General features: G+C 55.6%; 13 protein-coding genes, 1 pseudogene and 1 riboswitch. Of the genes and pseudogenes, 12 read left to right on the forward strand and 2 right to left on the reverse strand.

The genetic code is table 11. The annotated features are described in order from the left end of the window. The gene (locus CC94_RS0110005; RefSeq protein ID WP_005369443.1) at nucleotides 1–294 is read right to left on the reverse strand and encodes a type II toxin-antitoxin system TacA family antitoxin; all 294 of its coding nucleotides are present in this window, start codon (nucleotides 292–294) and stop codon (nucleotides 1–3) included. Between the two features lie 329 nt (nucleotides 295–623). On the opposite strand from CC94_RS0110005, the gene CC94_RS0110010 reads away from it, so the two are divergent. From CC94_RS0110010 to CC94_RS25470, 12 genes and pseudogenes are all read left to right on the forward strand, one after another. After that, entirely contained in the window at nucleotides 624–1,319 is a 696-nt protein-coding gene (locus CC94_RS0110010; RefSeq protein WP_005369444.1) for a lytic transglycosylase domain-containing protein, read from the forward strand. Between the two features lie 11 nt (nucleotides 1,320–1,330). Next, nucleotides 1,331–1,639 carry a flagellar transcriptional regulator FlhD gene (locus CC94_RS0110015; RefSeq protein ID WP_005369445.1) on the forward strand — a complete coding sequence of 103 codons (309 nt, stop codon included), beginning with the start codon at nucleotides 1,331–1,333 and terminating at the stop codon, nucleotides 1,637–1,639. Further along, on the forward strand, nucleotides 1,636–2,199 hold the full coding sequence (locus tag CC94_RS0110020) for a FlhC family transcriptional regulator (RefSeq protein WP_005369447.1): 564 nt from the start codon (nucleotides 1,636–1,638) through the stop codon (nucleotides 2,197–2,199). The genes CC94_RS0110015 and CC94_RS0110020 overlap by 4 nt, the downstream gene beginning before the upstream one ends. 450 nt (nucleotides 2,200–2,649) lie before the next feature. Further along, nucleotides 2,650–2,747, forward strand: a riboswitch (guanidine-I (ykkC/yxkD leader). A gap of 66 nt (nucleotides 2,748–2,813) precedes the next feature. Continuing rightward, nucleotides 2,814–3,806 (forward strand): ABC transporter substrate-binding protein, encoded by a 993-nt coding sequence (locus tag CC94_RS0110025; RefSeq protein ID WP_005369448.1) that lies wholly within the window; start codon nucleotides 2,814–2,816, stop codon nucleotides 3,804–3,806. Nucleotides 3,807–3,818: 12 nt separating this feature from the next. Beyond that, entirely contained in the window at nucleotides 3,819–4,628 is an 810-nt protein-coding gene (locus tag CC94_RS0110030; protein ID WP_005369450.1) for an ABC transporter permease, read from the forward strand. A gap of 2 nt (nucleotides 4,629–4,630) precedes the next feature. Further along, entirely contained in the window at nucleotides 4,631–5,479 is an 849-nt protein-coding gene (locus CC94_RS0110035; RefSeq protein WP_031430703.1) for an ABC transporter ATP-binding protein, read from the forward strand. A gap of 16 nt (nucleotides 5,480–5,495) precedes the next feature. Next, a complete protein-coding gene (locus tag CC94_RS0110040; RefSeq protein ID WP_005369453.1) occupies nucleotides 5,496–6,227 on the forward strand; it encodes an urea amidolyase associated protein UAAP1 in 732 nt (243 codons plus the stop codon). Nucleotides 6,228–6,241: 14 nt separating this feature from the next. Then, nucleotides 6,242–6,880 carry an urea amidolyase associated protein UAAP2 gene (locus tag CC94_RS0110045; protein ID WP_005369454.1) on the forward strand — a complete coding sequence of 213 codons (639 nt, stop codon included), beginning with the start codon at nucleotides 6,242–6,244 and terminating at the stop codon, nucleotides 6,878–6,880. Between the two features lie 74 nt (nucleotides 6,881–6,954). Beyond that, a complete protein-coding gene (gene uca / locus CC94_RS0110050; RefSeq protein ID WP_005369455.1) occupies nucleotides 6,955–10,569 on the forward strand; it encodes an urea carboxylase in 3,615 nt (1,204 codons plus the stop codon). Beyond that, entirely contained in the window at nucleotides 10,569–12,377 is a 1,809-nt protein-coding gene (gene atzF / locus CC94_RS0110055; protein WP_005369456.1) for an allophanate hydrolase, read from the forward strand. The genes uca and atzF overlap by 1 nt, the downstream gene beginning before the upstream one ends. 140 nt (nucleotides 12,378–12,517) lie before the next feature. Beyond that, nucleotides 12,518–13,819, forward strand: coding sequence for a porin (locus CC94_RS0110060; RefSeq protein WP_031430704.1), 1,302 nt, complete (start codon nucleotides 12,518–12,520; stop codon nucleotides 13,817–13,819). A gap of 78 nt (nucleotides 13,820–13,897) precedes the next feature. Further along, nucleotides 13,898–14,002: pseudogene (locus CC94_RS25470) on the forward strand (IS200/IS605 family transposase); the annotation flags it as partial. 217 nt (nucleotides 14,003–14,219) lie between these two features. Here CC94_RS25470 and CC94_RS0110065 read toward each other — a convergent pair. Then, nucleotides 14,220–14,516, reverse strand: a complete 297-nt coding sequence (locus CC94_RS0110065; RefSeq protein ID WP_005369460.1) for a hypothetical protein — start codon at nucleotides 14,514–14,516, stop codon at nucleotides 14,220–14,222. Nucleotides 14,517–14,571: the final 55 nt, after the last annotated feature.

A 14,571-nucleotide genomic window follows, 5' to 3' on the forward strand; every position in this document is an offset into this window, starting at 1 on the left:
CTAGTCTTCCCAAGGGCCTTTGCTTGACATTAGTTCGCGTAGTTTGGGATTGGCAGTCGGCGGCGTATCCAGCAAGGCTTGAAATTGCTTGAATCTTTCCGCATCCAAATGGAAAATTCGTTGATCAAGTAACAGTTCTTCGGCCTCACGGCACGCTGTTTCCAGCATGAAATCCGATCGAGTTTTGCCAAGCATCTCGGCGGCCTGGTCGATCAAGTCGCGTTGCGTTCTTTTGGCCCTGATGTTGATATTAATGTCGCGGGGGCTATTCGCTTTGGTTGATGACGGCTGCATTGATGAGGCCTCCATGGATTTTAGTCGTAAGTGCTATTTTTATCCAATTGTGATCACAATGTCAATACGGATTATCCATTAATATGGGATATTGCAACATGCAAATTTGCTAGCTCAGTGCTGTCCTAATCGGTTTTTAGTTAACTGAGACTACTCGGTTTTCTGGTTCGCAGTTGTCGACGAAGAGGTGTGCTTAACTGTGATCCATTTAGATTGGCGCCCAAGCGATTCTTTCTTAGAAAAGCCCCCAAACGGTCGTTTTTCCGACATAGAGAAATTAGGAACACAAGGTAGACTCGCTTCATCACTACAAATGATGCTCATCTACCATGTTGCTTACTAATTTACAGAGCCACCATCAGTCATCGGCTCAACATCTCTCTGAATCCCACAAGAGTCGGAGTTTTTGCCAAAAGAATTATGCTCTTGTGCTGCTTATATTTTGTTTAGGGCTCATTAGTTTCGGCCCAAGTTGCCAAGCGCAAGAAAAGGCGGCTTTGCCAAAAAGCTATATCACTACGGCCAGTTCAAAAATTTCAAACCCTTCTCCTTCCAAGCTGCACACCACACTTTGGTGGCAAATCGCCGAACAGCATCAGCTGGATCCCTACATTCTATATGCCGTTGCGCTGGTTGAATCAGCCAAAGTGAATCCCTTAAATCATGTGACTCCATGGCCTTGGGCCATTAACAAGTCCGGCAAATCCATCATCCCTGCCTCTCAACAGGAAGCACGAGCTATCTTAAATAAGACCCTTATCGAGGGTGGCCGGAATATCGATGTCGGACTCATGCAAATCAATCTCCACTGGCATGGACATCGGGTCGGCAAACCTGAGCAACTGTTGAACCCTGTCACGAACTTACAGATCGGTGCTTTAGTCTTGGCCGAAGCCATCCAATCAGCACCCCATGATCTGGTTTTAGGGATAGGGCGCTATCACAGCTGGCAAAATACCGAAGCCGCAGTGAGTTATGGGCGCAGGGTGCTGGCGGTGGCGAATCAAATCAGGGCAGTGCTCTGATCGCGTGCTTTATGGACGAAAATATCTATAACCTGAATCTGGATTATCTGATTCTGGCTCATGCGTTGATCCAGTCCGGCCGTAAACAGCACGCCATGGTCAGTCTCGGCTTAACACCGGAAGCGGTGACCATTTTGGCTAAAATGCCGGTCGATCAATTGAAAATGCTGGCGCGAAGCGATGTGCTCAGTTTTGCTCCCCGTTTTCACGTCAATTCCTGGCGGACATTCTTGCGTAACGAACCCACGGTGAGCGAGCCTTTTGAACAACGCGCCCTCCGTCTGAGAATGTTTTTAAGCAAATCAGGAGGCCAGTCATGATAGCTGAAGGCTTGTCCTATGAAGATCAGTTGCAAAACTACCAATTAGCCTATCAACTGCTGAAACGAAAGCTCAGAACATCGTATGTTAGCCAACTGATTAAAAGCATCAGTTTGCCGGAAATTCGGGATATTCATCGCTCGATTCACCAAGGCGAGAGCCCGAGTTCGGGATTGCTTCCGGCTATCGAAGCTATTCCCCAAGTACGAGAGTCTATGCTGTACATCTCTCTGTTTGCATCCCTTTATCGAAGTGCCAGCCAGATTGATATCAGGGCTGAAATGGATGTGTCCGCCATTATTTTTGCCTGGGATTTTTTTTGCGAGACATTTCCCAACCATGTTCGTGAACGCAGACCTTATGGCAAAGTGCGTCCCGCCAATTTCAGCGAAGCCTGGGTCGTCGCGCAAGCGCTAAAAATCGGCCTGGCAGCCGTGCATTATTGTAAAAGCTGTCATGGTGATCATATCGTTATCTACAACAGCAAATTTTCGCCCACCTGCCAGATTTGTGTCATAGATCAATTGCGAAAAAGGGGAAACACTCCGGGCTTGAGGTAACGGCAGAATGTGAGTTTTTGTAAAACTCTCGGTTTGATCGGGCATATTCATACATCAGTTTGGATTGAACATGACACTGACAGTCTTAGTTCGGCCATTATGTTAAGTGTCCTTTTATACATAGTACCTTGGAGTTGAATGGGGGGAATAACCGGTATTTATTGAGTTGAGCAAACCCTCCACAATTGAAAAACTGGACATAAATTTTGCAGTCGTCAAGAGTGGATATTCCTTATTCAATTTGTAGAAACAATCGTTTACTCAACCTCCCCAATATTGTGCATTGACTTATTAATAATGCGCTATATTAGTGCATTCTTAAAAACTTAAACCCGTTTTAACATTTTATATCTCTGAATTATCAATAAATTGTATAATATGGCATAAAAAGTGCTTAATCAGAACTGAAAAACACAAGAGGTGCGGTCGTTCGACAGTATCTTGATTGAAAAAAATGGCGACTAGGGTTCCGGCTCATCAGTGAGTGTCTGGACCGAGAGTTGCCGGCTCCGGTAGGGGCTACACGGCGGGATAAAAGCCCGGGAGGACATTTCGGTTCATATCGAACCGATCGCCCTCTGTGTGTAGTCTTTTCATCTCAACCGGAGCATCTCGTGAGCTTTCACTCAATACTTTTCTCCCGCCGTTTCGCGGCACTCTTTTTTACGCTTCTCGTCTTCAATCCGCTTTCTTCGCAAGCCGAGATCAAGGTCGGCGTCAGCGACTGGCCCGGCTGGGTCGCCTGGTATGTGGCCGAAGAAAAAGAGTTTTTCAAAAAGCACGGCGCCAAGGTCAAACTGGTCTGGTTCGCCAATTACACCGACTCCATTTCCGCTCTATCCGCCGGCCAGATCGACGCGAACAGCCAAACCTGGTCCGATACGATGGCGCCCTTGACCAAGGGCATACCGCTGAAGGCAATCCTGGTCAACGACAACTCGGACGGCAACGATGCGCTGATGGTCAAGCCGTCGATCAAGAACTTTGCCGACATGAAAGGCAAAACCATCGCGCTGGAGCAATATTCGATCTCGCATTTCGTGCTCGCGACCGCGCTGGCGAAAAATGGCTTGCGTTTCGATGATGTCAACATCGTTAACCTGTCGGCCGGCGATGCCGCGGCGGCCTTTTTAAGTGGACGGGTGGATGCAACGGTCGTCTGGAATCCCTGGGTCAATAACATTCAGGCCAGCGGCAAAGGCGTGGCGTTGTTCAGTTCCAAGGACATGCCGGGATTGATCCCTGACTTGCTGATCGCCCGTGAAAAGGCCATTCAACAGCAGCGCGCCGACTTGATCGGCATGATCAAAGCCTGGGACGAAACGCAACGTTTCATCCGGGAACAGCCCGACGAAGCCGTCCGGATCATGGCCAAAGTCGTCGGCATGAAGCCGGATGCCTATAAGATTTTCCTGCCCGGCACCCGTTTCTTCAATTTACAAGACAGCCTGAAGGCGTTGGGACCCGACGCCGAACCGTCTTCACTGCTCGCGGTCGGCCCTGTGATCGCCAAATTCCTCAAAGACAATAAGTTGATCGAAGGCGATCCGTCGCTGGCGGCGGGTATCGACGCTTCCCTGCTTATCGAAGCACTGGCCGGACACTAAGCGGATACGCCGATGAAAGCAATCAGGCCCTCACGACGATCTTGCTGGATCCTGCGCGGCTCACTGAGCCGGCGCAGCTATTGGTCCATTGCCCTGTCCGGGTTGCTGCTGCCGTTTTTTGGCTGGTGGTGGCTGTCGTCAGCCGGGACGGTGGATGCGGTCTTCTTGCCCACCCCGCCACTGGTGGTCATCAGCGCCTGGGATTGGCTTCGCGAGGGCGATTTGATCGGCGATATCGGCATCAGCGTGTACCGAGTGGTGGCCGGCTTTTTGCTATCCGCCGCGATCGCGCTGCCGCTCGGCATCTATATCGGCGCTTATGCGCCGGTCAAAGCCTTTTTCGAACCGCTGACCGATTTCATCCGTTATATGCCGGCCGCGGCTTTCATTCCGCTGGTGATGTTATGGGTCGGCATCGATGAGGGCGCGAAAGTCGCAATCATCTTTATCGGCACCTTCTTTCAGATGGTGCTGATGATCGCCGAAAACATCCGTAGCGTCCCGATGGAGCAGATCGAAGCCGCGCAGACGATGGGCGCGGACCGCGAGGAAATCATCATGAAAGTGATCCTGCCGTCGGCGAAGCCGGCGATCCTCGATACCTTGCGGATCACGATGGGCTGGGCCTGGACTTACCTAGTCGTCGCCGAACTGGTGGCGGCCAATTCGGGGCTTGGCTATGCGGTCCTGAAAGCGCAGCGTTTTTTGCAAACCGACAAAATCTTCGCCGGCATCATCCTGATCGGTTTGTTCGGACTGGTCACGGACCAACTGTTCCGCGGGCTGCATCGGCGAAGCTTTCCCTGGCTCTACCGGAAATGATCATGACGACTACTCCCGCAATTTCGATCAGCGGCCTCTCCAAATCGTTCGCGACGGACGGGCTGGACTTCGTCGCCTTACAGAATGCGAATCTGCAGATTTCGCCCGGCGAATTCGTGACCTTGGTCGGCGCCTCCGGCTGCGGCAAATCGACTCTGCTGCGCATCGTCGCCGGCCTGGAACAGGCGAGCGCGGGCGATGTCGCGGTCGATGCGCAGCCGATCCAGGGGCCCGGCATCGACCGCGCGATGGTGTTCCAGCATTACAGCCTGTATCCCTGGTTGACGGTGCTCGAAAACATCAAATTCTGCCGGCAATTGCGCGTGCACCGCGACGTTTCGACTTCGGCGGACGTCGAAGCGGCAGCCGGCAGGGCCGACGCGCTGATTCAACTGATGGGCCTTAGCCATGTCGCGAACGCCTATCCGAACCAGTTGTCCGGCGGCATGCAGCAGCGGGTTGCAATCGCCCGTGCGTTGATGGCGCGACCGAAAATTTTGCTGATGGACGAACCCTTCGGCGCCCTGGACGCACAGACCCGGGAGGTGATGCACGATTTGATCTTGCACGTTTCGCTGCTTGAAAAAACGACCCTGTTGTTCGTGACTCATGACGTCGAGGAAGCGATTTATCTCGCGCACCGGGTCGTGCTGATGGCTCCGCGCCCCGGCCGGATCGAAGCCATCCATCCGGTTCCGCTGCCCGATCCGCGCGATCAGGAGATGAAACAATCCCCGGAGTTTCTTCGGCTCAAAAAGGACATTCTCGACGGCATTCGTGCCACATCGGGGATGCAAACCCAACGCGAATGGCTGGAGCGTCTCGGCGAAGCCTCCGGCGCTTCTTATTGATTTTATGGAGACATCGATGAATTTACCCCCGATTGACGCTCAACGTGTGTTATGGAGCGAACAACTGCCCGGCGGCGCGCACCATTCGTTTCCGATCCGGCGCGGCAACAGACTGCGCCTGACCGATCTCGAAGGCGGTGCGAATCTTTCGGCGCTGTTCGTACATTACGATGAAAAAACCGAGCGCTACAACATGGCCGACACACTGAAAGCCCAGCATACCTTCTATCTGACTCGGGGCTTCGTCTGCTACTCGGACATGGGGCGCGTTCTCTGTTCCGTCACTGGCGACACGGTGGGCTGGCACGATGCCGTGTGCGGGGTCTCGGATGCGCACGGCGTAGAAGCCAAATACGGTGCGGCGCCTTACCAGACCCATCGCAATGCGATGTACCGGAACGGCCGCGACAGTATGCTGATCGAACTCGAAAAATGGGGACTCGGCAAGCGCGATCTTGTGACACCGATCAATTTTTTCAGCAAGGTGACCGTCTCCGAAGCGGGCGACATGCGTTTTGTGTCGAACCATTCTCCGGCCGGCGGCGAGGTGGAACTGCGCTTCGAGATGAACACGCTGGTGATTTTGTCAAGTTGTCCCCATCCTCTCGATCCGAGTCCCGTCTATGCGCCGAAACCGGTGCTGCTGCAGGCATTCCGCAGCGAACCTGCGGGCAGCGACGATTTTTGCCGGAACTTTCGTCCGGAAAATCAACGCGGTTTTTGCAACACCGAAAGATATTACCTCTGACACGGAACACCATCATGGCAATCGTCGAAAGCAAACTCGGTCCCCGCGCTGCGGTTTACGATTTCACTCTGCCCGCGGGCGAACCCTGGCTGCACATGATCAAGCAGGGGCAAACCTTCAGGATTCACGATCTGGAGGGCAATCAGGCCGTCGATACGCTGTTCTACAGCGCGGCGGATCACGATGACCGCTACAGCGCCAGCGATACGATCCGCCGCCAGGGCAACATCTATCTGAGCACCGGCACCCAATTGATTTCAAGCGAAGGCAACGTGCTGATGACCCTCGTCGCCGATACCTGCGGCCGCCACGATACCCTGGGCGGCGCCTGCGCGGCCGAAAGCAACAGCGTACGTTACTCGCTGGAAAAGCGTTTCATGCACAGCTGCCGCGACAGTTTCCTGCACGCAATTGCGCATGCCGACTGCGGCCTGAGCAAGTGCCATTTGACCGGCAATATCAATTTCTTCATGAACGTGCCGGTTACCGAAGACGGCAAGCTGACGTTCGCGGACGGCATTTCCGCACCCGGCAAATATGTCGAAATGCGCGCCGAAATGGACGTGATCGCGTTGATCTCGAACTGCCCGCAACTGAATAATCCGTGCAACGCTTACAATCCGACGCCGGTGCGTTTGTTGATCTGGGATTAGTCGCCATACTTCCGCACCGGGACGGCCCGGCGCGCAGCAATCTTTCGGCGGGACGGCCCGCCCAACGAGGAATCATGTTTACCAAGGTGTTGATCGCCAACCGCGGCGAAATTGCCTGCCGCATCATCGCCACGCTAAAAAAGCTCGATATCCGCAGCGTTGCTGTCTATTCGGAAGCGGATGCGCATGCGCTTCACGTGCAGGAAGCCGACGAAGCGGTCTGTATAGGTCCGTCCGCCCCTGCCGACAGCTATTTGCGCACCGACCGGATATTGGACGCCGCTCTGTCCACCGGCGCCGAGGCGATCCATCCCGGCTATGGTTTTTTGAGCGAAAATGCCGATTTTGCCGAACAATGCGCGGCTCATGGCGTCGTGTTCATCGGCCCGACGCCGGACATGCTCCGGCAGTTCGGACTCAAACATACAGCGCGCGCGCTCGCGGAAGCCAATCGAGTGCCGCTATTGCCCGGCACCGACCTTTTGTCCGGCATTGAACAGGCGGAAAGCCTCGCCGAAGTGATCGGTTATCCGGTCATGCTTAAAAGCACCGCCGGCGGAGGCGGTATAGGCATGCGCCTGTGCCGCAACAAAAACGAGCTGCAGGATGCGTTCGGCATCGTGCAGCGGCTCAGCGCTGCCAACTTCAAGGACGGCGGTTTGTACCTCGAAAAGTTCGTCCAGCGCGCCCGCCACCTCGAAGTGCAGATCTTTGGCGACGGCCGGGGCCGCGTGCTGCATCTCGGCGAGCGCGACTGCTCTGTGCAGCGACGGAACCAAAAAGTGATCGAAGAAACACCCGCCCCGAATCTGCCGGAGGCGATGCGCGACTCGCTCTACCGGCATGCGCTTGCGTTGACCGCCGCCGTGAATTACCGCTCGGCCGGCACGGTGGAGTTCGTTTATGACGAAGACGCATCTGCATGCTATTTCTTGGAGGTAAATACGCGGCTTCAGGTTGAACATGGCGTGACCGAGGCCGTGACCGGCGTTGATTTGGTCGAGTGGATGCTGCGCCTCGCAGCCGGCGAATCGGATTTTCTGGACACTTATCGGCACCGGCCGCAAGGCGCGGCGATGCAGGTGCGGGTCTACGCGGAAGACCCGAACAAAAACTTTCAACCATCAGCGGGCCTTTTAACCGATACGCGCCTTCCGCAGCATATCCGTGTCGATCATTGGCTCGAAAACGGTTTGCTGGTGACGCCGCATTACGATCCCTTGCTCGCCAAGATCATCGTGCACGGCGATACGCGCGCCACCGCGCTTCTGCAGATGGAAACCGCGCTGGACGCCACGCACCTGGCAGGCATTGAAACGAACCTGGCCTATTTGCGGCAAATCGTCGCCGACTCCATCTTCCGCGGCGGCCGGCAAACGACCGCGTATCTGAATCAATTCCGCTACTGCGCCCTTACGATCGACGTGCTGGAGGCGGGCACCCAAAGCATGATTCAGGACTATCCGGGACGCCTGGGGTATTGGGATGTCGGGGTGCCGCCTTCCGGCCCGATGGATCCTTTCGCGTTCCGTCTGGCCAACCGGATACTCGGCAATGCAGAAGATGCGGCTGGGCTCGAAATGACGATCCACGGTCCGACGCTCAGATTTAATCTGGATGCCCGGATTGCGCTGACCGGCGCGGCGATGAGTGCCGAACTGAACGGCGAAGCGGTCCCTTTTTGGCAGCCGGTGGTGGTCAAGGCGGGCGATACGTTGAAACTAGGCGGTATTATCGGCCAGGGTTGCCGCACCTACCTGGCGGTCAGCCACGGCTTTGACGTGCCCGAGTATCTCGGCAGCCGCGCGACATTCGCGCTCGGCAAGTTCGGCGGCCACGGGGGGCGGGCCTTGCGGGTCGGCGATGTGCTCGCGGTGCGGAAAGAGAGTTCCGGCTTGACGGAAACGCGGATTCGAAAAGCCGCTATACCCGATTATCGAAACGACTGGACCATCGGCGTGCTGTACGGCCCGCATGGCGCTCCCGATTTTTTTACCGAGGCGGACATCGAACAATTTTTCTCGACCGCCTGGGAAGTACATTACAACTCGAATCGGACCGGCATCCGTCTGATCGGGCCGAAGCCGGAATGGGCGCGTCCCGACGGCGGCGAGGCCGGGCTGCATCCGTCGAACATTCACGACAATGCCTATGCGGTCGGCACGGTGGACTTTACCGGTGACATGCCGGTGATCCTGGGGCCGGACGGCCCGAGCCTCGGCGGTTTCGTGTGCCCGGCGACGGTCGTAGGCGCCGACTTGTGGAAGCTCGGCCAGCTCAAGCCCGGCGACACGATCCGTTTTCACCGCCTTACGCGCGAAGAAGCCGCCGCGCTCGATAGGTCCCTTGAGCAGTTCATCGCGGCGCCGGAGCAGGCCTTGCCGCCGCAGTTACCGGCCAGAACGGAGACTCGCGTCGGCGAAGACTGTGTCCTGAAACGGCTTCCGGAATCCCCGGCCAGCCTGGCGGTCATCTATCGCCAGGCCGGCGACAGCTATCTTCTGGTCGAATACGGTCCTCTGGTGCTGGATTTGAATCTGCGGTTTCGGATCCACGCATTGGTCGAATGGCTCAGGACAGAGCGGATTTCCGGGATCGTCGATCTGACGCCGGGCATTCGCTCGCTGCAGATTCATTACGACCGCAGATTGCCGTTGTCCAGGCTGATGGACATTCTGGCGCAAGCCGAAGCGGAATTGCCGGCGATCGATGAAATGGAAGTGCCCTCGCGGATCGTGCATTTGCCCTTGTCCTGGGACGATCCATCAACGCGTTTGGCAATCGAAAAATACATGCAATCGGTGCGCAAGGATGCGCCCTGGTGCCCGAGTAACATCGAGTTCATCCGCCGGATCAACGGCCTCGACAGCATCGAGCAGGTGCGCGAGATTCTTTTCGACGCCAGTTACCTGGTGCTGGGTCTCGGCGATGTGTATCTCGGCGCGCCGGTTGCGACGCCGATCGATCCCCGTCATCGCCTGGTCACGACCAAGTACAATCCGGCCCGCACCTGGACGCCCGAAAATGCGGTCGGGATCGGCGGCGCCTATTTATGCGTCTACGGTATGGAAGGGCCGGGCGGTTACCAGTTTGTCGGGCGCACCGTGCCGATGTGGAACCACTACCGGCAAACCGCGGATTTTCAGGACGGCAAGCCATGGCTGCTGCGGTTTTTTGATCAGATCCGCTTCTTTCCGGTCACGGCGGACGAACTGTTGCGCTACCGAGAAGACGTGACCCGGGGCAGAATCAAGCTCGACATCCGCGAAGAAACCTTCAGCCTGCGCCGCTACAACGAGTTCTTGCGCGCGCACGCTGCCGAGATTGCCTCCTTCAAATGCCGGCAGCAAGCGGCATTCGACGACGAACGCGAAAGCTGGAATCGTACAGGCCTGAGTTACGCGGATGATCATGCGGTCGCACAGGCGTCCGCCGATACCGAACTGGATTTGCCGGCCGGCGCAAGACCGGTGGCCAGTCACATGGCCGGCAACGTCTGGAAGGTTTTGGCCAGGGAGGGCGAATGGGTCGATCAAGGCGATCCGTTGGTCATCGTCGAGTCGATGAAGATGGAATTCGACATTCTAGCCCCCCAAAGCGGCCGTATCTGGAAAGTGTTTTGCAGCGAAGGCGGACCGATTGCGGCCGGCCAGGATTTGTTGATTTTGCAGGACGAGGAGCACGCCTGATGGCCATCCCTTACGAATTACCCCTTGCGCTCGATATGGCAGCCTTGCGGCAAGCCTATATGGACCGCCTATTGACGCCGACCGGGCTCGTCGAGAGGTTGTGGCAACGCCTCGAACACATCCCGAATGACGGCGTCTGGATCAGCCGGCTGTCCCGCGAGGATTTGATCGGCTACGCCGCCGCGTTGGAGCGGAAAAGCCCGGACGAATTGCCGTTATACGGCATTCCATTTGCGATCAAGGACAACATCGATCTGGCCGGCTTGGAGACGACCGCCGCCTGTCCGTCCTTTGCCTATCGCCCGGAAAAATCGGCTTTCGTGGTGCAGCGGTTGATTGCGGCGGGCGCGATACCGATCGGCAAAACCAATCTCGACCAGTTCGCGACCGGCCTGGTCGGCACCCGTTCGCCCTACGGTATTTGCAGAAACGCTTTCGATGCCGATTACATCGCGGGTGGCTCAAGCTCGGGTTCTGCGGTAGCTGTTGCCAAAGGCCTGGTCAGTTTTGCGCTCGGCACCGATACCGCCGGCTCCGGCCGCGTGCCGGCGGCATTCAACAATCTCGTCGGAGTGAAACCCAGCCGCGGGCTGCTCAGTGCTTCGGGCGTCGTACCGGCCTGCCAAAGCCTCGATTGCGTTTCGATTTTCGCGTTGAGCGCCCAGGATGCCGAGCGGGTTTTGCAGGTCGCTCAGGCTTACGACAGGCTCGATCTCTACGCCCGCCCCGACGATCCCAGGCCGATGTGGCCGGGCTTTCCGGATACCTTCCGTTTCGGCGTTCCGGAGTCCGGGCAACTGGCTTTCTTCGGCGATCAGGACGCCAGGGCCCTGTTCTATCAGGCTGTCGATGAGCTTTCCGAACTCGGCGGGGAAGCGGTTGCGGTCGATTTTGAACCTTTTCTTGAAGCGGCGAAACTGCTGTATAACGGCCCTTGGGTCGCAGAGCGCTACGGCGTCGTCAGGAAGATGCTCGACCGCGACCCGGACGCCTTGTGGCCGGTTACCCGGGAAATTATCGCCGCCGGCGCGGAGTTATCGATGGCGGATGCCTGGAAAGCCTTTCACAGGCTTCAGATCTTGAAGCGGCAGGCCGATAGTCTTTGGAAACAGGCGGATGTCCTGCTCACGCCCACGACCGGTACGATCTATCGGATCGATGAAGTCGAGGCCGAACCCATCAAACGCAATACCGATCTCGGCTATTACACCAACTTCATGAATTTGCTCGACCTGTCCGCGATTGCTTTGCCCGCGGGATTCCGTCCCAACGGCCTGCCGTTCGGCATCACGTTGTGCGCCCCGGCGTTTTCCGATCGCTTATTGTTGGCCTTGGCGCGGCGCCGCGAAATCGCGCGGCCGCACACACTGGGAACCAGCCGCCGGTATCCGGCGGCTCTCGAAGCGGCAATTTCCTATTCCAAGCCCGAGTTTACCGAAGTCGCTGTTTGCGGAGCCCACCTCTCCGGGATGCCTCTGAACCATCTGCTGACCGATCGCGGGGGACGCCTGATCCGGACCGTCCGGACGCAACCTCTTTACCGCTTGTATGCCTTGCCGGACGGCAAGCGTCCCGGACTAGTCAGGCGCGCCGGCGGAGCCTCGATCGAAGTCGAAGTCTGGAAGCTGCCGACGACGGCTTATGGCGAGTTTGTCGCCGAAATCCCGGCCCCGCTCGGTATCGGCTGGGTCGAACTGAACGACGGTTCTCGGGTGCAGGGCTTTCTTTGCGAGGCCTATGCTTCCGAAGAAGCCCGCGACATAACCGTCTTCAATAGCTGGCGAGCGTATCTCGCGCGCCCCTCGTAGTCGACACGGGCCGCTTCCAGGCCATTTTCCCCGATCTTCGCCGCATACGATCTCGCTGGCCTTGTAGCAAGCGAGTCAGGCCGGCTTGCGCATAAATTTTACGATTTATTTTTTTCACAATGTTTTCGAGAGGTTTCAGCATGACCCATAAATTCCATCTATTTCGCACCTTGGGAGCAGCCTTGCCGATCGTGTTCGCGCCCGGAACGCTTTACGCCGAAGACCGTCAGGGCCTCCTGGACGGCCTTTCCTTCATCAACGAGTCATCCTGGTTCAAAGACAGCGGATTGTATCTGAACGCCTGGGCGGATATGGGAATTGTCTATAATGCCAATGATCCCGAGGATAATTACAACGGTCCGGTGGTCTTCGCAGATCGCGCCAATGAATTCAATTTGAATCAACTGGTTGTCCAGCTTTCGCGCGATATAGACACGAAAGGCAACGACTGGGATATTGGAGGACGCTTCACTTTTATGTACGGCAGTGATGCGCGTTTCAATACGATTAATCCGTACGGAAAAGGCCACTGGGACAATGATCTGATCAGCGACGACACGCGTTTTTATAAAATCGCGATGCCGAATGCTTACCTCGACATCTTAGCGCCCATCGGCAACGGCCTGACTGCGCGTATCGGGCGCTTTTATACGATCATGGGGTATGAAACCGGGTTGTCGCCGGACAACTTTTTTTATACCCATCCTTATACTTTCCAATACGGCGAACCTTTCACCCACTTGGGGATGACCCTGACTTATCCTTTCTCCGATCAGTTCAGCGTGGTCGCAGGTGCAGTCACCGGCGGACACACTTCCCTGAACGGAGTATTGGACGGCAACGGCGGCTGGGATGGTTTCGATGAGAACCTGAACATCTGGAATTTTCTGGGCGGCCTCTTCTGGAATTCAAAAGATCAGGCAACCCGGCTTGCGATGTCCGTCATTACCGGCGACGTAAACAGCGACAGCGCGCTGGAGGATTTCCGGTTGCAAAACGGCTTCGAGAAAAGAGACAATCGTACATTTTACAGTTTTGTGCTCCAGCACGATTTTACCGAACGCTGGCATTATGTCCTGCAGCATGACCACGGCATCGAACAGCAGCATCCGCTGAACAATTTTCGCACCGCCGAATGGTACGGGGTGCAGACGCAAACTCGTTACGACCTGTCCGATACCCTGGGCATTGGCCTCAGAGCCGAATGGTTTCGCGATGACGATGGCGTTCGCGTCGGCCAGATATGCCCCGGATGCGCCAAACTGGCCAGCGGCCCTGCCAGTTATTACACTGTATCCGCAGGCTTGAACTGGAAGCCGGTCAAATGGGTAGCGGTCAGACCAGAAATTCGTTACGACTGGGCGGACGGAATAGACAATTACGATGCAGGCAATAAAGATCATCAACTGTTGTTTGGAGCCGATATCGTCGTTTCGTTCTGATTTTCCATCACAAGGTTTAAACCACCGGCTTTAGCCGGTCAGCTTTAGCTGCGAAAATAGAGCACAAGGAGGTGTGAGATGGATTACAGATACGGAAGCCATACGGTTTGCCAGATTGAATATCATTTTGTGACGGTAACAAAATTGGGCACAGTATTATTTTCTGTTCAATCGTTAGTGAAATGACGGAAAGGATGATTAAACCGTATTTGGAGTATCACATGGGTGCCTAATCCCAATGACGATTTTTAAGATGAAGCCCGGTGAAGACGCGTCGTTTAGCCGACGCTTATCCGGACTTTCAGTCTGTAACGCAAACCCACCGGCTTCTAGCCGGTGGTTGTTTAGTGAATTGAATTGAAGTGAGTTAAATGAAATTTTCCTTATTGAAAAACAACGGTTAGCGGCACGTGTAAACCCGGGCTTCGGCTTCTCCGTTCCATCCCCCAATCGTTCTGAAATTCGTATAGACAATATCGGTAGCCCTTAAGGCACCGGCTTTCCGGATGGCATTGACTTTGGCAAGCGGCTTCCATTCCAAATGCTTTCCATATCCGGAAAATCCGTCAATAATGCCTAGAAATTGGCAATTTTTTATAGCTGATTCAGTTACTTCTAATGGAGTGGCATACGCCGAGATGATGAGGCTTGCAAACAAAATAAAGGCGGCAGCGATACGAAAAGTATTGGATATCATGGCACAAATCCTCCCATTACAACTGTTTTTAATTATCAGATCGTTAATAGTTGTA

This window comes from Methylomicrobium agile, assembly GCF_000733855.1.
GTDB lineage: Bacteria > Pseudomonadota > Gammaproteobacteria > Methylococcales > Methylomonadaceae > Methylomicrobium > Methylomicrobium agile.